The following is a 20,489-nucleotide window of genomic DNA, read 5'->3' on the forward strand; positions in this document are numbered from 1 at the left end:
CCGTGCCGCCCCAACCGGCGGCCCGTTGGGTAGGGTCGAGATATGTCTCGCCCACGCAGCCGCTTCGTGCCCCTGCTCGCCTTCTCCGCGTTCGTGTTCGCCGCCGGATGCGGTGAGGTGAACGACACGATCGACCGGGCCCAGGCCTGTCTCGAAGCTCCCAAGATCGTCGGAGAGCTGACCGCGCAGCTCACCTCCCTGGCCAACGACCCGCAGGCCATGGAGAAGGCCCTCGACAGCACCGCCACCAAGCTCGGTGAGGTCGCCGACGGCGCGGCCAACACCACGCTCAAGGAAGCCACCGACAAGCTGGCCGGCACGCTGGCCGGCATCAACGTCCAGAACGCCAACGACGCGGTCGACGCCGTCCAGAAGGTCGGCACCGACACGGCCGCCTATCTGGAGAAGGTCGCCACGGCCTGCACCGGAGGCTGAATCCCGGTTTCTCTAGGGAGAATAGGTACGAACTACCGTTTTTCTCATGGAGCCCGACCCGCGTTTCACCCTCGCCAACGAACGCACGTTCCTCACCTGGCTGAGCACCGCCCTGGCGCTGAGCGCGGGCGGCGTGGCCATCGCGGCGGTGCCCGCCGACGTGTTCGTCCCCTGGCTGCGCACGGTGCTCGCGGTCGTGCTCGTCACCCTGTCGGCGCTGGCCGCGGGCCTGGCCTACCCGCGCTGGCGCAACATCCAGCGCGCCCTGCGCGCCGAGGCGCCGCTCCCGCCGCCCGCGCTGGCCGCGGTCTTCGGCTACGGCGTCGCCGCCGTGGCCGTGCTCGCCCTCGTCCTCATCCTGCTCGCCGCGTGAGGGCCAGGTCGCGCATGCCGTCCCGTCCGGCGTCGCAGGCAGGGAGGTGAGATGTCGGAGGAGATCTGGGACCGGGGGCTGCAGAGCGAGCGGACGCGCCTGGCCTGGGTGCGCACCGCCGTGACGCTGGCCACCGGCGGCCTGGGCGCCACCGGGCTGGCCGCCCGCGCCGGGCTGCCCCTGCCCGCCCTGGCCGCCTTCGCGCTCGCCGTGCTGTGCGGGGCCGTCCTGCTCATCAGGACCCACGTCCGCTTCCGCCGCGTCCAGCAGGCGCTGCACGGCGGCCACCCGCTCGACAACGGCGCCGACGCGCTGCTCGCCTGGCTCGGCACCCTCGCCGTCGTCGCCGGCGCCCTGACCTTCGTCATCGCCGTTCGCTGACCCTGCTTGCGGGTACTCCGTCAGCAGGCGGACACTCGAAGTGAGGAGGTGACCTCCATGGACGAAGAGCGCAGGACCGTGCCCTTCGAGTGCCGGAGCTGCTGGCATGTCTGGGAAGAGGACTACCTCGTCCGGCACGTGCCGGGGCGGCACGGAGCCGAGAGCGAGGTGTGGATGCGCGGGGGAGTGGCAGTGCCGCCGCCCGCGCCGAGCGGCGTCGTCTGCCCGCGCTGTGGCTGCCAGGGGGCTGTCATGTTCCCCGACGGCTACCTCGCCCACCATCCGGAGCTGGTCGAGTCCGGCGAACCCGCGCCGCCCGACCCCACCCCGCTGCTGAGCCCGGTGCCCAAACGGTTCTATTGACTCCATAACATGACGGAGGGTGAGCTTTCCCTAACGGAAGGTGTCACAAGGCCCATCTTGCCGGTGGTATGAACCGGGCGGACACTCGGTGCGGATGGCGGTCCGTTACCGGGGGGGTGGTCCTGGTGCACGATGGTTTCGACACTCATCAGCTGTGGCCCTACGAGTGCCTGCGCTGCTGGCACGTATGGGAAGCGCGCTACACGGTCAGGCGGCTCGACGACGGGCACGGTCACCCCGTCGAGGTGTGGCTGAGCAACGGCGTCCCCGTGCAGCCTCCCTGGGCCGGGGCGTGCTGTCCCGGCTGTGGAGCGTTCTACGTGACCTCGTTCCCGCCGGGCTACCTCAGCCGGCACCCCGAGCTGGTCTCGGCGCCCGAACCGGCGCCGGTTCCGGCCCCCGCGCCCGTCGAGCCGCTGCCCGCGGCCACGCCCGTGCCCGCGATGCGGCCCAGGCGGCTGCTCCTCGGGCTCGGCGTGCCGGTGCTGCTGATCGCCGGGTACGAGCTCTACCGGGTGGTTCTCGCGGTCGCGCACACCAACTAGCGGCCCTGCCGACCAACTGGCGGCGTACGCCTGCCGGGAGGGGCGGGCCGCCTCAACGGAGAGGCGGCCCGGCGGAACGGAGAGGCCGCGCGATGCTCAGCTGAGGCTGTCGAGCCAGGCGCGGTGCAGGCTCGCGAACCGGCCGGAGGCGGCCACGAGCTGGCCGGGCGCGCCGTCCTCGACGATCTCGCCCCGCTCCATGACCAGGACCCGGTCGGCGATCTCCACCGTCGACAGCCGGTGCGCGATGATCAGCGCCGTGCGGTCGGCCAGGATCGTGCGCAGCGCCCGCTGGACGAGCCGCTCGCTCGGCACGTCCAGGCTGGACGTCGCCTCGTCCAGGATCAGCACGGCCGGATCGGCCAGGAACGCCCGCGCGAACGCGACGAGCTGCCGCTGCCCGGCCGACATGCGCCCGCCGCGCTTGCCGACCTCGGTCTCGTACCCGTCGGGCAGCGCCGAGATGAACTCGTGCGCCCCGATCGCCATGGCGGCCTCGCGCGCCTCGCGGTCGGACGCGTCCGGCCTGCCGAACCTGATGTTCTCCATCACCGTGCCGCTGAACAGGAAGTTCTCCTGCGTCACCATGACCACGGCCCTGCGCAGCGTGGCCTCGTCCAGCGTGCGCAGGTCGACGCCGTCGAGCAGCACCCGCCCGGCCGTCGGGTCGTAGAAGCGGGAGATCAGCTTGGCCAGCGTGGTCTTGCCGGCCCCGGTCGAGCCGACCAGCGCCACGCTCTGCCCGGCGGGGATCGTCAGGTCGAGCCCCGGCAGGATCGGCATCTCCTCCACGTACGCGAACCGGACCCCCTCGAACCGCACCGCGCCCCGCGCCTCGGCCAGCGCGTGCGGCTCGCGCGGCTCGGGCACCGCGGGCTCCTCCTCCAGCACGCCGGACAGCTTCTCCAGCGCCGCGCTGGCCGACTGCAGCGTGTTGTAGAACTGGCTGATCTCCTGCATCGGCTCGTAGAAGCCGCGCAGGTAGAGCAGGAACGCGGTGAGCACGCCGACCGTCACCTCGCCGTGGAAGGCCAGGTAGCCGCCGTAGAACAGCACCACCGCCACGGTCACGTTGCCGATCAGCTTGATCCCCGGCATGAAGATCGCGATGAGCTTCATGGCCCGGACGTTGGCCTGCCGGTAGTCGTCGTTGAGCTGCTGGAAGATCTCCTGGTTGCGCGGCTCGCGGCGGAACGCCTGCACGGCGCGGATGCCGGTCATCGACTCCACGAAGTGCACGATGACCAGCGCCACCGTCTCGCGGGTGCGCCGGTAGACGAGCGCCGACTGCCGCCGGAACCAGCGCGTGAACAGCAGCAGCAGCGGCAGCGGCACCAGCGCCACCAGCCCGAGGTGCACGTCCAGGACCAGCAGCAGCGCCGCCGTGCCGAACATCGTCAGCACCGCCGTCACCAGCCCGTCGAAGCCCGACTGCAGCAGCTCGGCGATGGCCTCGATGTCGGAGGTGAGCCGGGAGATGACCCGCCCCGAGGTGTACTTCTCGTGGAAGCTCAGCGACAGCCGCTGGAAGTGGTCGAACACCCGGCGGCGCAGCTCCAGCAGGATGTCCTGGCCGATGCGGCCCGACAGCTTGAGGAACCACTGCCGGGTCACCGCCTGCGTGGCCGCCGCCGCCAGGATCACGCCGACGACGGTCAGCAGCGTGCCCGGCCCGGTGCCGCGCAGCATCGGCGGGATGCCCGCGTCGATGCCGACCTTCACCAGGTACGGGATCGCCAGCCCCGCCGCGTTCGAGACGACGATCACCGCGGTGAGCAGCGCGATCGCCTTGTGGTGGGGTTTCAGCAGGTCACCGAGGAGCTTGCGGGAGCGTGCCCGCAGCAGCCCGCTGACCTTGTCCGTCAGCTCGTCCTGGTCCTCCGAGGCGACCCCGCGCCAGGTCGTCGTCGCGGTCATCGCAGCGCTCCTTCGGACGGGTCGAGGTCGGCGTCCTGGGCCAGCAGCTCGCGGTAGGCCGGGACCTCGTTGAGCAGGTCCTGGTGACGGCCCACGTGCGTGATCGTGCCGCCGGACAGCAGCGCGACCTTGTCGGCCAGCAGCACCGTGGAGGCCCGGTGCGCGACCACGATGCCGGTCGCCTCGCGCAGCACCTCCCGCAGCGCCTCCTCCACCAGCGCCTCGGTCTCCACGTCGAGCGCGGACAGCGTGTCGTCCAGCACCAGGATGCGCGGCCTGCTCAGCACGGCCCGCGCCAGGGCCAGCCGCTGCCGCTGCCCGCCGGACAGCGACAGGCCCTGCTCGCCGATCCGCGTGTCGAGGCCCCACGGCAGGTCGTACACGAACATCGCCTGCGCGGTGCGGATCGCGGCGGCGAGCTCCTCCTCGGTGGCGTCGTGGCGGCCGAGCGTCAGGTTCTCGCGCACGCTCATCGAGAACAGCGTCGGCTCCTCGAACGCCGTGGCGACGATCGAGCGCAGCTCGGGCAGCGCCAGCTCGCGCACGTCGCGGCCGTCGATGGTGACCCGCCCGGCCGTGACGTCGAGCAGCCGCGGCACGAGCGCCGTCAGCGTCGTCTTGCCCGACCCGGTCGCGCCCACGATCGCGACGGTCTCGCCGGGCCGCACGTCCAGCCAGACGTCCCGCAGCACCGGCCGGTCCGCGCCGGGGAAGCGGAACTCCACGCCCTCCAGCCGCAGGTGGCCGCGCGGCCGCTCGATCGCCGCCTGCCCGCCCACGATGTCCGGGACGGTGTCCATGACCTCCAGCACGCGGTCGGCGGCGGTCATCGACTCCTGCGCCATCGCCAGGATGAAGCCGAGGCTCGCGATCGGCCACACGAGCTGCAGCACCAGCGTGGTGAACGCGAGCAGCGCGCCCAGCGTCAGCGCGCCCTGGCCGACCGCCAGCGCGCCCAGCAGCAGGACCAGCGCCAGCGTGAAGTTCGGGATCATCTCCAGGAACGTGAAGAACCGCGCCGACAGCCGCACCTTGCCCATCGAGGTGGCGTGCAGCTTGCGCGCGGACTCGTCGAACGTCTCGTACACGTGGTGGCGGCGGCCGAACGCCTTGATCGTCCGGACGCCGATCGCCGCCTCCTCGACGAACGTGGCCAGATCGCCCTGCTCGTCCTGCACCTGCCGGGAGATCTTGATGTAGCGCTTCTCGAACCGCAGCGACAGCAGCACGATCGGCACCGCCGAGCCGGCCACGAGCAGCCCCAGCGGCCAGTAGAGGTTGAGCAGCAGCACGGTCACGGTCACGAGCTGCAGGATGTTCATGACCAGGAACAGCATGCCGAAGCCGAGGAAGCGGCGGATCGTCGACAGGTCCGTGGTCACCCGTGACAGCAGCTGACCCGACTGCCACTCGCCGTGGAAGCTCATCGGCAGCCGCTGCAGGTGCGCGTACACGTCGTCGCGGATGCTCGTCTCCAGGCCGAGCACCGGCCCGGTCTGCGTCCACCGGCGCAGGAACGTGAGAAGCGCTTCGACGACGCCGAGCCCGAGCGCGATCAGCCCGAGCGTGAGCAGCGCGCCGGAGTCACCGGTGCGCACGGGTCCGTCGACGACCCGCTCGCCGACGAGGGGGAGCGTGATGCTGACGCCGATGCCGGCGATCGCGGTCAGCCAGATGAAGATCAGCTTGCCGACGTAGGGGCGGAGATAGTGCCTCATCCGCCAGAGGGAGATGGATTCGAGCAGGGGACGGCCAGGGGAGCTCGTATCTGGAGGCATTCCTCCAAGGCTAGTACGGCCGATCAACCCATTTTCGGGCGGTGAGGAGGTCGTGGCGGGCATGGCAGGGTGGCGTGGCAGGGTGGTCCCATGAACGAGACAGACCTTCGTCACCTGCGCCGATGCGCCGAGCTCGCCGCCGAGGCGCTGGCCGCCGGCGACGAGCCGTTCGGTTCCCTGCTCGTCTCCGCCGACGGCGTCGTCCTGCTGGAGGACCACAACCACGTCGTGGCCACCGGCGACCACACCCGCCACCCCGAGTTCGAGATCGCCCGCTGGGCGGCCGCCCACCTCACCCCCGCCGGACGCGCCGCCGCCACCGTCTACACCTCCGGCGAGCACTGCCCGATGTGCGCGGCCGCGCACGGCTGGGTGGGCCTGGGCCGGATCGTGTACGCGTCCTCGTCGGAGCAGCTCGGGCAGTGGCTCGCCGAGATGGGCGTCGCCGGGCCGCCGGTCCGCCCGCTCGGCATCCGGGAGGTCGTCCCGGACGCGGTGGTGGACGGCCCGGCCCCGGACCTGGCCGCCCAGATCCGCACCCTCCACCGCCGCTTCCACGGCCTGACTTGACCGGACAGTTTGCAGTAATCGGAGCGGGAAGTTCGAAATGTCCGGACGGGGAATGGGGGAGTGTCAATTATCCGCGAGCGCGCCGGATGATATCCGCGCGGTGAGGATACGGTTACGCGCCTGCCATCCTCGGTGAATTTCCTCTTTATGGTTAATGTCCTCATAGCGTAGAGACATGGAGTTGGTGGCGACGATCGCCGGTGTGATCGCTGCTCTGCTCGCGGTGCCCGCGGCGCTGATCGCGGTGCCGCCGATGGCGGGCCTGTGGCGGGACCGGCGCCGCAGGCGCGCCACCCTGGCCAGGGGAGTTTCCGGTCACCGCCCCACCGTGCGGGCCGACGCCCCCGACGTCCCGGGCGTGATCGGCTCGGTCGAGGCGCCCATCGGCCGCCTGCCGGGCTCCGTCCGCGGCCGCGAGGACCTGATGCGGCGGCTACGGCAGGCGGCCGCGGCGCCGGGCGCGCCGGTGCAGGTCCTCGGCGGCATGGGCGGCCTGGGCAAGACGACGATCGCGCTCAAGCTCGCCGAGGAGTTCCGCCAGCAGCAGCGGGTGGTCTGGTGGGTCGAGGCCACCAGCCGCGGCCAGGTGGAGACGCTGCTCCTGCAGGTGGCGCAGGACGACCTCGGGGTCCCGCCGGAGAACGTCCAGGACGCGCTGGCCGGCCGGCGCAACGCCGCCGACGTCTTCTGGGGCGCGGTACGGCGCACCGGCAAGGTCGGCGGGTTCGCGCTGATCCTCGACAACGCCGACGACCCGCACGCCGTGCTGGCCCCGCCCGGAGGCGCCGCCGGCGAGGGCAACGGGTGGATCCGCACCAGCCGGATGTGCGTGACCGTGGTGACCTCCCGCGACCGTGACCCCCGGACGTGGGGGCCGCTGTGCGAGGTGCACGCGATCGAGCCGATCGACGAGGGGGCCGCGGCGCAGATGCTGCGCGACCTGGCCCCCGAAGCGCCCGACAAGGACCGCGCCGCCGAGCTCGCCCGCAGGCTGCAGTGCCTGCCCCTCGCGCTGCACCTGGCCGGAACCCTCATCGCGTGGCCGCACAGCGCCTTCCGCACCTTCGCCGCCTACCAGCAGGCTCTCGAAGGGGACATGGTGGGCATCCTGGACCTGCGCCCCGACACCTCCCAGCCGCCGCCGGACCGGCAGGTGGTGGCCAGGACCTGGCAGCTGTCGTTGCGCACGCTCCGGGACCAGCAGGTGAAGGAGGCCTCCACCATCGCCCTGGTGATGGCCCAGCTCGCCGACGCGCACACCATCCCCTCCGGCCTGCTGCACCCGGGCCGGCTCGGCGCGCTCATCGGAGCCACCTCCAACCAGGTCGCCGTCGCGATCGAGGCCCTGGCCAGGGTCGGTCTCACCGACCCGACCTCCGACGGCGACATCCCCGGCTTCCGGCTGCACCCGCTGGTGGCCGAGACGCTGCGGGTGGCCAGGCCGCCGCGGCTGCGCATCCCGCCCCAGCGCAGCGACGTCCAGCAGCGGGCCTGGGCGATCGCCCTGCACCTGCTGCACGCCGAACTGGGCGAGCTCGACCCCGCGCAGCCGTACGACTGGCCGATGGGGGTCCTGCTGGAAGCCCATCTGCGCGCCCTCATCGGCCGCTGCCCCGGCAACCCTCCGCGCGACCTCCTGCGCGGGCTGGCCTCAAGCACGTCGACCGTCATCGACGTGCTGCGCGAGTACGGCTCCTATCCCGACGCCTCGCAGCTCGCCGACGAGGCCGTCCGCGTCACCGGGACGCTGTCGGCCCGTGACCCGGCCCTGCTCCAGCTCCGGCACAGCCTGGCCATCCTGCTGCACAAACGGGGCAGCTTCCGGCAGGCGGAGGACGAGCTGCGCAAGGTGCTGGCCGACCGGGAGCGGGTGCTCGGCCCCGACCATCCCGACACGCTGCTCACGCGGCACAACCTGGCCGCCAACCTGCACCGGCAGGGCAATCTCCGCGAGGCGGAGAAGTACTACCGCGAGGTCCTGAACGACCGCAGGCGCGTCCTCGGCGCCGACCATCCGGACACGCTGCTCACCGGGCACCACCTCGGCCGGGCGCTGCAGTCCCGCGAGGAGTTCCGCAAGGCGGCGGAGTCGTACCGGGACACGCTGGACAACCAGCGGCGCGTCCTCGGCCCGGACCACCCGCAGACCCTGAACACGCGGCACAACCTGGCCACCGTCCTGGCCGACCTGGAGCTGTACCAGGAGGCGGAGACGGACCTGCGGCAGGTGCTGGCCGATCGGCAGCGGGTCCTCGGCGAGGAGCACCCCGACACGCTGCTCACCCTGTACGACCTTGCCACCACCCTGCACAAGAGGGGCCGGTTCGAGGACGCGAAGGAGGCGTACGAGCGGGTGCTGGCCCACCGGGAACGGGTGCTGGGCGCCGACCACCCCGACACCTCGCTCGCCCGGCACGGCCTGGCCCTCGTGCTCATCGATTTCATGGAATTCCGCGACGATCCACCGTGATTAATGGCCGCGCTTTTATGGGCGTTAAGGCTGGTCTCCTCAATCGGCCGGGACTCGGCTAGCATTGCGGATTACACAAGTTCCCGGGGCAGGCACGGGGTGTTGCGCGGTGACATTCCTAGAACCAGCACGAGAGTGGCCCGCCACCCTCGATGTGCCCCAAATGCTGCAGGACGGCTGGGAGCCCCGGCCCTTCCGGCAATTTCTCCTGAAAGTGCACAGCCGGTGCAATCTGGCGTGCGACTACTGCTACGTCTACACCCTGGCCGACCAGAGCTGGCGATCACGCCCCAAGATCATGGCGCCCGAGCTCATCACCACCGCCGCCGCCCGCATCACCGAGCACGCCGAACGCCACCAGGTCGACTCCGTCCGGCTCATCCTGCACGGCGGCGAGCCGCTCCTGGTCGGCCACGCCTACCTGCGCGACGCCGTGGAGACCATCAGAGCCCACGCCGGTCCTGGCCTGCGCGTCGACGCGGCGGTGCAGACCAACGGCGTCCTCCTCGACGACGACGCGCTGCGCTGCTTCGCCGACCTCGACGTCAAGGTCGGCGTGAGCCTCGACGGCAGCCCGCGCGGCAACGACCGCAACCGCCGCTTCTCCGACGGCCGCGGCAGCTACGAGCCGGTCGCCAAGGCGCTCCGCCTGCTGACGAGCCCGCCCTTCGAGCACCTCTACAGCGGCCTGCTGTGCACGGTCGACCTGGCCAACCACCCCGTCGAGACCTACGAGGCGCTCCTGGAGTTCAGGCCGCCGATGATCGACTTCCTGCTGCCGCACGGCACCTGGGAGTCACCGCCGCCCGGCCGCTCTCCCGACCCCAAGAAGACGCCCTACGGCGACTGGCTCGTCGCCGTCTTCGACCGCTGGTACGGCTCCAGCGGCGAGACCGTCGTCCGCCTCTTCGAGGAGATCATCCACATGCTCCTGGGCGGCAAGTCCGCCAGCGAATCGGTGGGCCTGACCCCGACGAGCCTCGTGGTGATCGAGACCGACGGCACGATCGAGCAGACCGACGCGCTCAAGGTGGTGCAGCACGGCGCGCCCGCCACCGGCCTCAACATCGTCGACCATCCCTTCGACCTGGCCCTGGAGCATCCCGGCATGGTCGCCAGGCAACTCGGCTGGGAGGCGCTGAGCGACACCTGCAAATCGTGCCGGTTCGGCAGGGTGTGCGGCGCCGGCCTCTACCCGCACCGCTACCGGCCGGGCACCGGGTTCCGCAATCCCTCGGTCTACTGCTACGACCTCTACCGGCTGATCGGGCACATCCACTCGCGTCTCGTCAGAGACCTCCGGCGATCCTCCACGTGAAGGGAACTCCATGGAACCACGCTCCCACCGCTTGCCCGGCGAGGTGCTGTCCCGGCTGGCGGCCGGCGGGGGCGGGGCCGCGGCCATGCGCCACCTCGTCGCGGCCGAGCGCAGCAAGCACCGCCTGCTGGTGCTCGGCGTCGCGCGGCTGGCCGGGGAGAAGGAGGTGGAGCACGCGTACGACGTGCTCGCGGGCATCGAGAAGAAGCGCCCGGACGCGGTCGACGCCGTGCTCGGCCACCCCGCCGTCGGCGGCTGGGCCGCGCACACCGTACAAGCCTTGACCCGTGGGGACGGGGCACCGCCGGACGACCCCGCGTCCGGCCCGTACGGCGGGGCCGCGCAGCTCGGAGCGGTGGCCGCGGCGGCGGCCGTGCGGGCCGGGGTCGCGTGCCGGACGGAGGCGCCCGCGCCGCGGGGCCGGGTCACATTGCCCTCCCTCGGACAGCTCGTCCTCCCCGGCGCCGCCGACCTGGTCGAGCTGCGCGTGCACGCCGACGGCGTGGTCGAGGCCGGCGGGAGGCGCGTCCTGGCCGGAGAACGGGAGCAGCCCGGCTGGGAGCCGCTGGCCCGGATCCGGACCGGCGATGAGGGACTCAGCCTGCTCGTCGACGACCTCGACCCGCACCGGTGGACCAGCGAGACGGTCGTCGACGGCCGCCTGCCCGCAGCCGAGCTCCGTGCCTGGCAGGCGTGCCTGGACGCGTCATGGCGGATGCTCCTGCGGCACCACTGGACCATCGCCCAGGAGCTGGGCGCGATCATCACCGTGCTCACCCCGATCCGGCCCCCGGCCCAGGGCATGAACAGCGCCTCGGCGGCCGGCCGGTTCGGCGCGATCGCGATGTCCACCCCGCCCGACGGCCGCTGGCTGGCCTCCACCTTCGCCCACGAGGTGCAGCATGCCAAGCTCGGCGCCGTCCTGGACGTCATGGACCTGCTGGAACCGGACGACGGCCGCCGCTACTACGCCCCCTGGCGGCCCGACCCGCGCCCGCTGTCCGGCCTGATCCAGGGCGCGTACGCGTATCTGGGCGTGGCGGGGTTCTGGCGGCGGCAGCGGGCACACGAGACCGACCTGCGCCCGCACATCGAGTTCGGCCGGTGGCGCGAGTCGGCGCACGAGGTGACGGGGACCCTGCTCGACAGCGGACGGCTCAACGCGGCCGGCAAGCAGTTCGTCACCGCCATGCGCACCACTCTGTCGGCCTGGCTCACCGAGCCGGTGCCCGCCGAGGCCCTGGCCGCGGCCAGGGCGGAGGCCGGCGGGCACCGCGAGGCCTGGATCGCCAGGAACGGGCGCGTCACAGCGTGAGCGGGTCGAAGTCCCAGTTGAAGCGCTCACCGGTCGTGGCGTGGAGCCGTTCGGGATGGTCCTTCGGGAACTCCCTGTAGCGCGCCAGGGTCGTCTCGTACAGGTCTTCGGCCTCGGCGACGCTGCCCGAGGCGCGCAGGTCCATGGCCAGGTTGACGGCCGCCGAGAGCGTCAGCGGATGCCGGTCGCCGAAGAAGTCGTGCACCTGCTGGTAGGTCCGCCTGCCCAGCTCGCGCGCCCCGGTGACGTCGCCGAGGGCGGCCAGGTCACTGGCCAGGTTGACGGAGCCCGCGAAGGTGTAGCGGTGGCGCTCGCCGAGCACCTCCCGCAGCCCGTCGCGCGCCTCGCGGTCGAGCTCGCCGGCCCGTCGGACGTCGCCGCGCAGACGGTAGAGCAGGGCCAGGTTGATCTGGCAGCCGTAGGTGAAGGGGTGCTGCGGGCCGAAGACCTCCTGGTAGCGGGGGAGCACCGTCCGGGCCAGCGCCATCGCCTCCTCCTCGCGCCCGCTCTGGCGCAGCGTGTTGCTCAGGGCGACCATCGCGGCCATCGTCTCGGGATGCTGGGAGCCGAAGAGCTTGACCAGCCGCGCGTGCGTCTCCTCGATCAGCTCCAGCGCCCCGGCGACGTCGCCGATCCGCCGGCGGGCGATGGACAGGTCACGGGCCGTCATGAGCGTGAGCTGGTGCTCGACCTGCAGCTCGCGGCAGCCGTGCGCGTAGGCCTCCTCGCCGAAGTCGCACGCCTGCGCGTGGTCGCCGCAGGCCCGCACCACCCGGGCCAGGCCGTTCCAGTACATCTGCACGTCCCACTTGCTCACGTCCGCGCGCGTGCTCGACAGCTCCAGGAAGGCCAGCTGCTGGAGCCTGCGGGCGGTCTCGTACTCGCTGAGCAGGGCGTGGTCGAGCGCGAGGTTGTTGATCACGCGCAGGGTGGCCGGGTCGGTGGCGCCGAACACCCTCTCGTAGGCGTCCAGCGTGGCGGTGTCCTGCTGGAACGCCTCACGGAACTTGCCCTGCGCGCGCAGGTTGGCGCCGAAGGTGAGGGCGACGCCGAGCGTCTCCGGATGCTCCGGGCCGAACTCCTCCCGCATCAGCTCGAGCGTCTCCTCGTTCAGCCTGCGGGACTCGTCGTAGCGGCCGATCTGCCACAGCACGTTGCCCAGCTGCCTGCGGATGCGCAGCACGTTGTGGTCTCGCGGGCCGCCCCGCCGCGACCAGCTTTCGAGGAACTCCTCGGCGAACGCCTGCGCCGAGTTGTAGCTGGCCACCCGGTAGAGGTAGCGGACGATGTTGATCGCGAAGTCCTGCACGGCCTCGTGCGTGCTCGTGGCGATGCCGACCGGCCTCAGGTGCGGCACCAGGTCGTAGAAGGCCGGCCACTGCGTGGTGTCCTCGGGGTTCGTCGGCGCCCCGCCGGCCAGCAGCTGGTGCACCTCGTGCCGGATGGCCTCGCGCTCGTCCTCGGCGAGCGAGTCGCGCAGGAGCGCCTGGACGAGCCGGTGGACCTGGACGGTGCCGGCCTCCTGCTCGATCTTCACCAGGGCGAAGCGGTTGAGCTCGGCCAGAGCCTGGCTGAGCATGAGCGGGTTGGCCAGGATGGGGCCCATCCGCGGGGTGCCGGTCTTGTTGGCCCGCCGGAAGATGTCGCGCGGGATCGGATCGGGGCCGAAGAAGGCCAGGCAGCGCAGCACCTCGGCCGCCTCGGGCAGCCGGGCCTCGATCTCCTGGACCGACAGCTGCCAGGCCGCGGTCATGGAGAGCGGGTACTCGGTGGACTTGCCGAGCCCGAGCACGGCCCGGGTCTGGCGGGCGAGCTGCTCGATGTACTCGTCGGTGGTCATGCCGGTCATGACCTGCAGGGCCGCCGCCTGCTCCAGCGCCAGCGGAAGGTCGCCCAGCTCGGTGGCCAGGTGCTCGGCCTCGTCCTGCTCGATGGCGCGCTGGAGGCGCTTGCGCAGGAAGTCGACGCTCTCGCCCTTGGTGAAGACGTCGACGGGCACCGTCTCGGCGACCCCGCTCCAGCGGCTGTTGCGCGAGGTGATCAGCACGTGGCCGGGCCCGCCCTCGGGGATCAGGTCCCTGATGCCCTCGGGGTCGTCGGCGTTGTCGAAGATCAGGAGCCACTTGTCGACCGGGTCGCCGCGCTGAAGGGCGTCGCGCACGGACGCGGCGGCCTCGTCGATGCCGACGCTGCTGGGGGAGCGCAGCTTGAGATCGTCGGTGAGCGCCGCCAGCGTGCTGGGGACCAGCATCGGCTGGTCGGCCGGCACCCACCACACGAGGTCGTAGTGGCCGCGGTAGCGCCAGGCGTACTCGATGGCGAGCTGGGTCTTGCCCACGCCGCCGAGCCCTTGCAGGGCCTGGGGGAGCGGGACGACGGCGGCCTTGGTGGAGGTGGTGATGCTCTCCCGCAACTGGGCGAGCAGGCTTTCGCGCCCGGTGAAATTCTTGTTGCGACCCGGGATCTTCTTACCCCAGATTGCGGGCATCCGTGCCGGTTCCGGCGTGCTGACCTGCTCGTCCACGGCGCCTCAGCCCCTCTCGTCTTCCCCTTATTTTCGCTCCTGAGATTGATTCTGGCGAGAAGCGGTCACAGAATCACATAGAGGAAACCAGGGGTGCGCTCAGGGTGCAATTCACCGCATTTGCGGGCGGCCGTAACCAGGCTCAGGGAGGGCCGTATGGAGGATGCGAACGGGTCCGGGCTCATCGATGTCAGCGACATCGACCTGGAAGATCTCAAGAGCTTGGCGATACCCGCCCTGGACCGGGCGTGGCGCAGGTGCGCGGGCCAGGAAGGCGGGACGGTGGCCGGCTTCTCGTCGGCGCTGTGAACATCAGGACCGACCGGCGTGGCGTGAGACGGTCCCGCGGCGACCGCGCACCATGACGAGATGACGGCCACGTACGTTCCGCGGTGAGCGTACGTGGGCGTGCGCCTGTTCCGCCCAGCTGGCGATGCCGGGCGCACGGATGTGCGATGACATCGCATTTGCTCGAAATCGGGCTTTATCGGATTAAATCCGGAGTCGCATGAATTGCCGCCCTATCCTGTGGGCTGGCGTATACCCTCTATGATGCGACAGGCGCGGCATTGTTGCCTGCCGCAAAGGGTCTCTCGTTTGACGTGATTTGACCGAGTATGAGCGCATTGCCGCTGTGTGACGTGTTGTCTTGCTGATCTCCGGAGAATGTGTCGCGACTGATGTCATACGCAGCTGGGCGGAAGCGTGCTTAAGTTTGTTCACATCATGCCGTTTTTGGCAGATTCGCCTGGATTTAAGGGTGTTTTATGGGCGTCGGGCAGCTCTCTCCTCAGCACGCGCACGCTGAACGTCACCTATCCGCTGCTGGCGGTCGCGCTGACCGACTCCCCGGCGTGGATCGGGTGGGTCATGTTCGCCTCGACGGTGCCCGGGCTGCTCTGCTACATCCCGGCGGGCGCGCTCGTCGACCGGCTGGGCGCCCGCAGGGTGCTGGCGTGGAGTGAGACGGCCCGCGCCATCCTCATCGGCTGCCTGTGCGTCGCCATGGCCTCCGGCGTGCTCGGACTGTGGCATCTCGTGGTCGTCGCCCTGGTCGAAGGCGTGCTGTGCGTCATCTCCAATGTGGCCGAGACGACGCTGGTCCCCACCACGGTGAGCTTGGACCGGGTGGACACCGCGCTGTCCACGCACGAGGCCATGACGCATGCCACCGTTCTGCTGGGGCGGCCGCTCGGCGGACTGCTGCACGGCATCGGCGTCCTGGTGCCCTTCCTGGCGAACGCCGCCATGTTCGCCGTGGCCGCGATCATGCTCCATCGGCTGCCCGACCGGCACCATGAGCGCACGCGGAAGTCCCCGGCGCAGCTCGGCGCCGGGCTGGCCGAGCTCTGGCGGAACCGGTTCCTGAGGTCGGCGACCCTCGTGACCGCCTGCACGAACCTCATGGTCCAGTGCCTGATCGTGGTGCTCCTGATCACCGCGTCGAGAGAGCGCCTTCCTCCGCTGTACGTCGGCGCGGTCCTCGCCTGCCCGGGGCTCGGCGGCATCGTCGGCGCGTTCATGGCGCCGAGGCGGCACGCCATCTCGCAGTGCATCGGCGCGTGGACGGGCGAGGGCCGCATGTCGCGGCTGTTCGCCCGGGCCGGGCTGCTGGGGGACGGCCGGTCCACGATGCTGCTGCTCGTCTGGGCGTGCGCGGCCGGGGTCCTGCTCACCCTCGTGTTCCGGCAGAGCTTCCTCTCCTTCGCCGGAGCGCTGGTCGTCGTCGGACTGGCGGGCGGGCTCAGCAACGTCACCGTGCGGACCGCGCTCAGCCGGGAGCCCGCCCGCGTGACCGCCGCCTCCCGGCTGGGCAGCTACGGCGCCGTCGTGCTCGGGCCGGTCCTGGGCAGCCTTCTCCTCATGCACGTCGAGCCGGCCGTCGTCCTGGCGATCCTCGCCGGCGGCATGCTCACCCTCGCCGGCCTGTTCACGGTGGTGCCCACGTTCAGGAGAAGCCTTTCCCCCCGGGAGGCCGGGCGCTGAACGACGCCCCGGCCCGCCGACGTATGCCTTCGCTCAGTCGTGAGCGTCGAGGGCGCCGAGGGTGATGGTGTCGGCGACCTCGGCGTGGCGTTCCGCCTCCTCCTCGGCGAAGCGGGCCGCGTCCAGCTTCTCGGCGATCTCCTCGTCCTGCCGCATCAGCGCCTCCAGCGACTGGCCGGCCATCTCCAGCACGCCCATGTCCGCGTACGCCTGCTGCAGCCGGGGGCTCCACAGGCCGATGTCCTTGACGCACGGCACGATGCGGCTGAACAGCAGTGAGCGGAACAGCCGCAGGTACTCCGACTCGTCGACCGCCCGCATGGCCTCGTCCACCTCGGCCTTCGTCAGACCGAGGTTCTCCCACGTCTCGCGTCCGCGCAGCCGGTCACGCATGAGGTAGCAGCCCTCGATGACGAAGTCCTCGCGCTCGCGCAGCTCCGGCTCCGAGAGCTGGCGGTAGTAGTCGCGCAGCGCCATCCGGCCGAAGGCGACGTGCCGGGCCTCGTCCTGCATGACGTAGGCGAGGATCTGCTTGGGCAGCGGCTTGGTGGTGATGTCGCGCATGACGCCGAACGCCGCCAGCGCCAGGCCCTCGATGAGCACCTGCATGCCCAGGTACGGCATGTCCCAGCGGGAGTCGGTCAGCGTGCTGTCGAGCAGCGCCTTGAGGTGTTCGTTGATCGGGTAGGCGAGGCCGACCTTCTCCTGGAGGAAGCGGGCGTAGGTCTCGGCGTGGCGGGCCTCGTCCATCGTCTGGGTGGCGGCGTAGAACTTGGAGTCGAGGTCGGGCACCGATTCGACGATCCGCGCCGAGCAGATCATCGCGCCCTGCTCACCGTGCAGGAACTGGGAGAACTGCCAGGCGGCGCCGTGCAGCCTGACCTCCTGCCGCTGGCGTTCGTCCATCCGGTCCCACAGCGGGGTGCCGTGGATGGCGATGGTGTGGTCGGGGATGCCGAGCACGTCGTACGGGTCCACTTCCAGGCCCCAGTCGATGCGCTTGACGGAGTCCCACTGCTTGTCCTTGCCCTTCTGGTAGAGGGCCAGCATCCTGTCCCGGCCGTCGTCGTACTCCCAGGTGAACTTGCTGGTTCCGGCCATGTCCACGTTCCACGTGGAGAGCCCGGCGGGGATGGTGTAGAGATCGTGGGTCGACATGGGGACCTCCGGGGGGTCACGTACACCGTACGTCCGTAATCGGAGCTTGCACGTACGGTGTACGTACGTCAATAGAATGAGCTATGAGCACCGAGCCCCTGTCGAGGGCGCGCATCGTGGCCGCGGCCATCGAGCTGATCGAGCGGGAGGGCGCCGATGCGGTCTCCATGCGGCGCATCGCGGCCGAGCTGGGCGTCGGCGTGATGTCCCTCTACAACCACGTGCCCAACAAGGACGCGCTGCTCAGCGGCGTGGCCGAGGCCGTGCTGAGCGAGATCGAGTTCACCGACGACCCGGGCGCCGACTGGACCGACCGGGTGCGCGTGCAGGCCCGCGCCTTCCGGCAGATCGCCCACCACTATCCCCGCTGCACGATGCTCGTCGTCAGCCGGCAGGTCCACTCGCCGGCCGGGATGCTGCCGGTGGAGCGGGCGCTGGCGACGCTGCGCAGCGCGGGGTTCGACGGGGCCGACGCGGTGCGGGTGCTGCGGGTGTTCATCGCGTTCGTCGTCGGGTCGCTGCTGCGGGAGGTCGGGGTGACGCCCGCGTTCGCGCCGCCGCGTGAGGACGCGGCCGATCCCGGCGTGGTCGACCCGGCGCTGTTCCCCGAGGTGCACGCGCTGTCGGCGCTGCTGGACGGCTGCGACCACGAGGGCGACTTCGAGTTCGGCGTCGAGCTGATGATCCGGGCGATCGCCGTGCACCCGGCACGGCGGGAGGGCACCCGCACAGCCGCGGATGCCCTCGGGAAAGCCGACGTCGACACCTGACGTCAATACCAGTTGTGCGACCGGAAGTGCCCCCAGGCGCCGCACGGCTTGCCGTACCTCCCCTTGATGTAGGCCAGGCCCCACCGGATCTGCGTCTCCGGATTGTGACGCCAGTCCCTGCCCGCTCCCCGCATCTTTCCTCCGGGGAGCGCCTGCGGGATGCCGTAGGCGCCTGACGATCTGTTGTATGCGCGGTGGTTCCAGTTGCTCTCCCTGGTCCACAGGTTGTCCAGGCAGTGGAATTCGCGCAGCGGCCACGACCGCTGCACCACCTGGTTCAGGGCGAAACCCTTGCTCCTGCTCTTCGCGTTCCCGGCGACGACCTTCGGCTCGGCGGAGGTCCGCCAGACCCCGGTCCTGACGACCGGGGCGTCCCCGGTCTCGGCCCAGGCGACCGTCGGCGTACCGCTGAACGCGGTGAGGCCGGCGACGGCGGCGAGAGTGATCTGTAGCGTGCGCTTGCTGTCCAATTCAGTCCTCGCGGTCGGGTCGCGTGCGGACGGGCGCTCTCGCTTCCCCGGCGCCCCTGCCGGTCCGCGTCCGTGGCTCGCACGCGGAGGGTCCGCGCGGCCCTCCGGGATCCTTGGTTCCGTCCGATCACGCTGGACGGCCCGGAGGGCGCCACGACATGTCCTCTTAGCCGGTTGTAGTACGCGGCCCGACCGGGCTCCGGGACCTGGGACACGCCCCGGACAGGTGTTTGCCGGACGGTGGCCGACAATCGGCGCTCCCGTTGGGCCGGGTTGGCGCGGCCCGGGGCGCGGATGGCCCGCCCTTGCCGCGAAACGGGCGCGCACCTGGGGTTTGAACCGCTCTCGAAGGTGGGATGGCGAGTAGGGTCGGGCGCATGAGTGTTCGAGAGATCCCGGTCCGCACCCTGGCGGACGTGCCCACCACCCTTGCGGACCTGGCGGGCGACGCCGCCCTCCTCATCGTGAACGTGGCCTCCCGCTGCGGGCTGACCCCGCAGTACGCCGGCCTCGTCGAGCTGCACAAGCAGTACGGGCCGCGCGGGTTCAGCGTGGTCGGCGTGCCGTGCAACCAGTTCATGGGGCAGGAGCCGGGCAGCGCCGAGGAGATCCAGGAGTTCTGCTCGGCCACCTACGGCGTCGACTTCCCGCTGCTGGAGAAGGCCGAGGTCAACGGCCCCGGCAGGCACCCGCTGTACGAGAGCCTGACGGGCGTCCCGGACGCCGACGGCGAGGCCGGCGACGTGCAGTGGAACTTCGAGAAGTTCCTCGTGGCCCGCGACGGCACGGTGGCGGCGCGTTTCCGTCCCGGCACGGCGCCGGACGACCCGGCGATCGCCGCGGCCATCGAGAAGGTGCTGTAGGGCCGCGGGAAGCCGGCCTCAGCGGTGCGGACCGCAGCTGCCCCGGACGATGAGCTCGGTCGGCAGCACGACCGTGCGCGGGCGCCGGGCGGCGCCGGTGCGCAGGACCAGCTCGGCCGCGCGATAGCCGATGTCGCGGCCGGGCTGGGCGATCACGGTCAGCGGCGGCGCGCACAGCTCGGCCCACGGCACGTCGTCGTACATGACCAGCGACACGTCGCGGGGCACCCGCAGGTCGAGCTCGCGGGCGGCCAGCACGGCCGCCTCGCCCAGCACGTTGCCCGCCGCGACCACCGCCGACAGGTCCGGGCGACTCTGGAACAGCCCGGAGGCGGCGGCGTAGGCGGCGTCGCGGCTGCCCGTGGCGAAGACGACCAGCTCCTCGTCCACCGGGTCGCCGACCGCCTCGCGGAAGGCGGCCACCCGCCGGTCGTGCCCCGGGCCGCCGAGGAAGGCGATGCGCCGGTGGCCCAGCCCGCGCAGGTAGCGGACCGCCGTACGGATGCCGGCCCGGTCGTCGGCCAGGACGGCGGGCACGTCGACGGGGCGGGCGGGCGGCGCGGCCGGGGCGGGCACGCCGTCCAGGAGCATGAGGTCGCGCACGGTGGAGGAGCCGGCCTGCTCGGCGGCGTCGGCCGGCAGCCGGTCGGCGAACACGACCGCCATCCCCGCGCGGATCGCCGGCCGCCAGGTGTCGGCGCCGCCGGACGGCACCGCGATCACCCGGTCGACGCCCTGCTCCAGCAGCATGCCGATCATCTCGGCCTCCTGCTCGGGGTCGTCGGCGGTGGAGGCGAGCACGACCGGTTCGCCCGCCGAGCGGCCGCAGGCGAGCACGCCCTCGGCCAGCCGGCCGAAGAACGGGTCGGTGAGGTCGGGCACGAGCAGCCCCATGCCGCCGGTGCGGCGCTGGCGCAGGTTGCGGCCCAGCGCGCTGGGCCGGTAGTCGAGCTGGGCGGCGACGGCGAGCACCCGCTCACGGGTGCGCGGGCTGGCCGAGCCGCCGGACAGCACCCTCGACACGGTGGCCACGCCCACGCCGGCCGCCTCGGCCACGTCCTTGATGGTCGCCCGCTTTTCCATGGAAACGATTCCATCATGCTTTCCGGAATCCGGGAAGTCCTCAGGGACAGCAGGGCTGGTCACGCCCAAACCCTTGACACCGATGTCCGTTTCGGGTGAGATGCTTGAAAACGTATCCACGAAAGTGGAAACTCCGCACAACATCGGGGTCAAGCCCTGGAGCGCGAAGG

Annotated in this window: 19 protein-coding genes; 13 read left to right on the top strand and 6 right to left on the bottom strand. The window is 71.4% G+C overall.

What is annotated here, in order from left to right; all coding sequences use genetic code 11:
- The first annotated feature begins 42 nt into the window (after positions 1-42).
- The 5 genes from ACBI99_RS10600 (at position 43) to ACBI99_RS10620 (ending at position 2,097) form a co-directional block, all read left to right on the top strand.
- Entirely contained in the window at positions 43-435 is a 393-nt protein-coding gene (locus ACBI99_RS10600) for a hypothetical protein (protein WP_219506611.1), read from the top strand.
- 46 nt (positions 436-481) lie between these two features.
- Positions 482-808, top strand: a complete 327-nt coding sequence (locus tag ACBI99_RS10605; protein ID WP_219506609.1) for a YidH family protein — start codon at positions 482-484, stop codon at positions 806-808.
- Between the two features lie 51 nt (positions 809-859).
- The gene (locus ACBI99_RS10610) at positions 860-1,189 is read left to right on the top strand and encodes a DUF202 domain-containing protein (RefSeq protein WP_375072197.1); all 330 of its coding nucleotides are present in this window, start codon (positions 860-862) and stop codon (positions 1,187-1,189) included.
- 57 nt (positions 1,190-1,246) lie between these two features.
- Complete coding sequence (locus ACBI99_RS10615) at positions 1,247-1,552, top strand: hypothetical protein (RefSeq protein ID WP_219506606.1); 306 nt, start codon at positions 1,247-1,249, stop codon at positions 1,550-1,552.
- 125 nt (positions 1,553-1,677) lie between these two features.
- Positions 1,678-2,097 carry a hypothetical protein gene (locus ACBI99_RS10620; RefSeq protein ID WP_375072198.1) on the top strand — a complete coding sequence of 140 codons (420 nt, stop codon included), beginning with the start codon at positions 1,678-1,680 and terminating at the stop codon, positions 2,095-2,097.
- Positions 2,098-2,193: 96 nt separating this feature from the next.
- Here the strand turns inward: ACBI99_RS10620 and ACBI99_RS10625 are convergent, their stop codons facing one another.
- Positions 2,194-4,014, bottom strand: a complete 1,821-nt coding sequence (locus ACBI99_RS10625) for an ABC transporter ATP-binding protein (RefSeq protein WP_219511381.1) — start codon at positions 4,012-4,014, stop codon at positions 2,194-2,196.
- A complete protein-coding gene (locus ACBI99_RS10630) occupies positions 4,011-5,732 on the bottom strand; it encodes an ABC transporter ATP-binding protein (protein ID WP_219511378.1) in 1,722 nt (573 codons plus the stop codon). Before ACBI99_RS10630 ends, ACBI99_RS10625 begins: the two co-directional genes overlap by 4 nt.
- Before the next feature lie 150 nt (positions 5,733-5,882).
- Here ACBI99_RS10630 and ACBI99_RS10635 point away from each other — a divergent pair, with 150 nt between their 5' ends.
- The 4 genes from ACBI99_RS10635 (at position 5,883) to ACBI99_RS10650 (ending at position 11,465) form a co-directional block, all read left to right on the top strand.
- A complete protein-coding gene (locus ACBI99_RS10635) occupies positions 5,883-6,362 on the top strand; it encodes a nucleoside deaminase (RefSeq protein ID WP_375072199.1) in 480 nt (159 codons plus the stop codon).
- 175 nt (positions 6,363-6,537) lie between these two features.
- Complete coding sequence (locus ACBI99_RS10640; protein WP_375072200.1) at positions 6,538-8,832, top strand: tetratricopeptide repeat protein; 2,295 nt, start codon at positions 6,538-6,540, stop codon at positions 8,830-8,832.
- 163 nt (positions 8,833-8,995) lie between these two features.
- Positions 8,996-10,150 (top strand): FxsB family cyclophane-forming radical SAM/SPASM peptide maturase, encoded by a 1,155-nt coding sequence (locus ACBI99_RS10645; RefSeq protein WP_219511371.1) that lies wholly within the window; start codon positions 8,996-8,998, stop codon positions 10,148-10,150.
- 10 nt (positions 10,151-10,160) lie between these two features.
- Complete coding sequence (locus ACBI99_RS10650) at positions 10,161-11,465, top strand: HEXXH motif domain-containing protein (protein ID WP_375072201.1); 1,305 nt, start codon at positions 10,161-10,163, stop codon at positions 11,463-11,465.
- On the opposite strand, the gene fxsT is transcribed toward ACBI99_RS10650, so the two are convergent.
- A complete protein-coding gene (gene fxsT / locus ACBI99_RS10655; RefSeq protein ID WP_375072202.1) occupies positions 11,455-13,953 on the bottom strand; it encodes an FxSxx-COOH system tetratricopeptide repeat protein in 2,499 nt (832 codons plus the stop codon). The genes ACBI99_RS10650 and fxsT overlap by 11 nt on opposite strands.
- A gap of 192 nt (positions 13,954-14,145) precedes the next feature.
- Between fxsT and ACBI99_RS10660 the strand changes: the two genes are divergently transcribed.
- Complete coding sequence (locus tag ACBI99_RS10660) at positions 14,146-14,298, top strand: hypothetical protein (protein WP_219511366.1); 153 nt, start codon at positions 14,146-14,148, stop codon at positions 14,296-14,298.
- A 426-nt stretch (positions 14,299-14,724) separates the two neighbouring features.
- Positions 14,725-15,975, top strand: a complete 1,251-nt coding sequence (locus ACBI99_RS10665; RefSeq protein ID WP_219511364.1) for an MFS transporter — start codon at positions 14,725-14,727, stop codon at positions 15,973-15,975.
- Between the two features lie 33 nt (positions 15,976-16,008).
- Here the strand turns inward: ACBI99_RS10665 and ACBI99_RS10670 are convergent, their stop codons facing one another.
- Entirely contained in the window at positions 16,009-17,133 is a 1,125-nt protein-coding gene (locus tag ACBI99_RS10670) for a ferritin-like domain-containing protein (RefSeq protein ID WP_357589417.1), read from the bottom strand.
- An 83-nt stretch (positions 17,134-17,216) separates the two neighbouring features.
- Here ACBI99_RS10670 and ACBI99_RS10675 point away from each other — a divergent pair, with 83 nt between their 5' ends.
- Entirely contained in the window at positions 17,217-17,903 is a 687-nt protein-coding gene (locus tag ACBI99_RS10675; RefSeq protein WP_219511359.1) for a TetR/AcrR family transcriptional regulator, read from the top strand.
- A gap of 2 nt (positions 17,904-17,905) precedes the next feature.
- Here ACBI99_RS10675 and ACBI99_RS10680 read toward each other — a convergent pair whose 3' ends face one another.
- The gene (locus ACBI99_RS10680) at positions 17,906-18,373 is read right to left on the bottom strand and encodes a transglycosylase SLT domain-containing protein (RefSeq protein WP_219511356.1); all 468 of its coding nucleotides are present in this window, start codon (positions 18,371-18,373) and stop codon (positions 17,906-17,908) included.
- Between the two features lie 377 nt (positions 18,374-18,750).
- Between ACBI99_RS10680 and ACBI99_RS10685 the strand changes: the two genes are divergently transcribed.
- A complete protein-coding gene (locus ACBI99_RS10685; protein WP_219511354.1) occupies positions 18,751-19,236 on the top strand; it encodes a glutathione peroxidase in 486 nt (161 codons plus the stop codon).
- A gap of 18 nt (positions 19,237-19,254) precedes the next feature.
- Here the strand turns inward: ACBI99_RS10685 and ACBI99_RS10690 are convergent, their stop codons facing one another.
- Positions 19,255-20,319: a LacI family DNA-binding transcriptional regulator gene (locus tag ACBI99_RS10690; RefSeq protein WP_357589415.1), complete on the bottom strand. Its 1,065-nt coding sequence runs from the start codon at positions 20,317-20,319 to the stop codon at positions 19,255-19,257.
- Positions 20,320-20,489 lie beyond the last annotated feature (170 nt).

This window comes from Nonomuraea sp. ATR24, assembly GCF_041950485.1.
GTDB classification, from domain to species: Bacteria; Actinomycetota; Actinomycetes; order Streptosporangiales; family Streptosporangiaceae; genus Nonomuraea; species Nonomuraea ceibae.

Bases quoted from the DNA above. Each gene is read 5' to 3' on its own strand.
- ACBI99_RS10600 (WP_219506611.1), top strand. From the start codon at position 43: ATGTCTCGCCCACGCAGCCGCTTCGTGCCCCTGCTCGCCTTCTCCGCG.
- ACBI99_RS10605 (WP_219506609.1), top strand. From the start codon at position 482: ATGGAGCCCGACCCGCGTTTCACCCTCGCCAACGAACGCACGTTCCTC.
- ACBI99_RS10610 (WP_375072197.1), top strand. From the start codon at position 860: ATGTCGGAGGAGATCTGGGACCGGGGGCTGCAGAGCGAGCGGACGCGC.
- ACBI99_RS10615 (WP_219506606.1), top strand. From the start codon at position 1,247: ATGGACGAAGAGCGCAGGACCGTGCCCTTCGAGTGCCGGAGCTGCTGG.
- ACBI99_RS10625 (WP_219511381.1), bottom strand. From the start codon at position 4,014: ATGACCGCGACGACGACCTGGCGCGGGGTCGCCTCGGAGGACCAGGAC.
- ACBI99_RS10630 (WP_219511378.1), bottom strand. From the start codon at position 5,732: ATGAGGCACTATCTCCGCCCCTACGTCGGCAAGCTGATCTTCATCTGG.
- ACBI99_RS10635 (WP_375072199.1), top strand. From the start codon at position 5,883: ATGAACGAGACAGACCTTCGTCACCTGCGCCGATGCGCCGAGCTCGCC.
- ACBI99_RS10640 (WP_375072200.1), top strand. From the start codon at position 6,538: ATGGAGTTGGTGGCGACGATCGCCGGTGTGATCGCTGCTCTGCTCGCG.
- ACBI99_RS10645 (WP_219511371.1), top strand. From the start codon at position 8,996: ATGCTGCAGGACGGCTGGGAGCCCCGGCCCTTCCGGCAATTTCTCCTG.
- ACBI99_RS10650 (WP_375072201.1), top strand. From the start codon at position 10,161: ATGGAACCACGCTCCCACCGCTTGCCCGGCGAGGTGCTGTCCCGGCTG.
- fxsT (WP_375072202.1), bottom strand. From the start codon at position 13,953: ATGCCCGCAATCTGGGGTAAGAAGATCCCGGGTCGCAACAAGAATTTC.
- ACBI99_RS10660 (WP_219511366.1), top strand. From the start codon at position 14,146: ATGGAGGATGCGAACGGGTCCGGGCTCATCGATGTCAGCGACATCGAC.
- ACBI99_RS10670 (WP_357589417.1), bottom strand. From the start codon at position 17,133: ATGTCGACCCACGATCTCTACACCATCCCCGCCGGGCTCTCCACGTGG.
- ACBI99_RS10675 (WP_219511359.1), top strand. From the start codon at position 17,217: ATGAGCACCGAGCCCCTGTCGAGGGCGCGCATCGTGGCCGCGGCCATC.
- ACBI99_RS10685 (WP_219511354.1), top strand. From the start codon at position 18,751: ATGAGTGTTCGAGAGATCCCGGTCCGCACCCTGGCGGACGTGCCCACC.
- ACBI99_RS10690 (WP_357589415.1), bottom strand. From the start codon at position 20,319: ATGGAAAAGCGGGCGACCATCAAGGACGTGGCCGAGGCGGCCGGCGTG.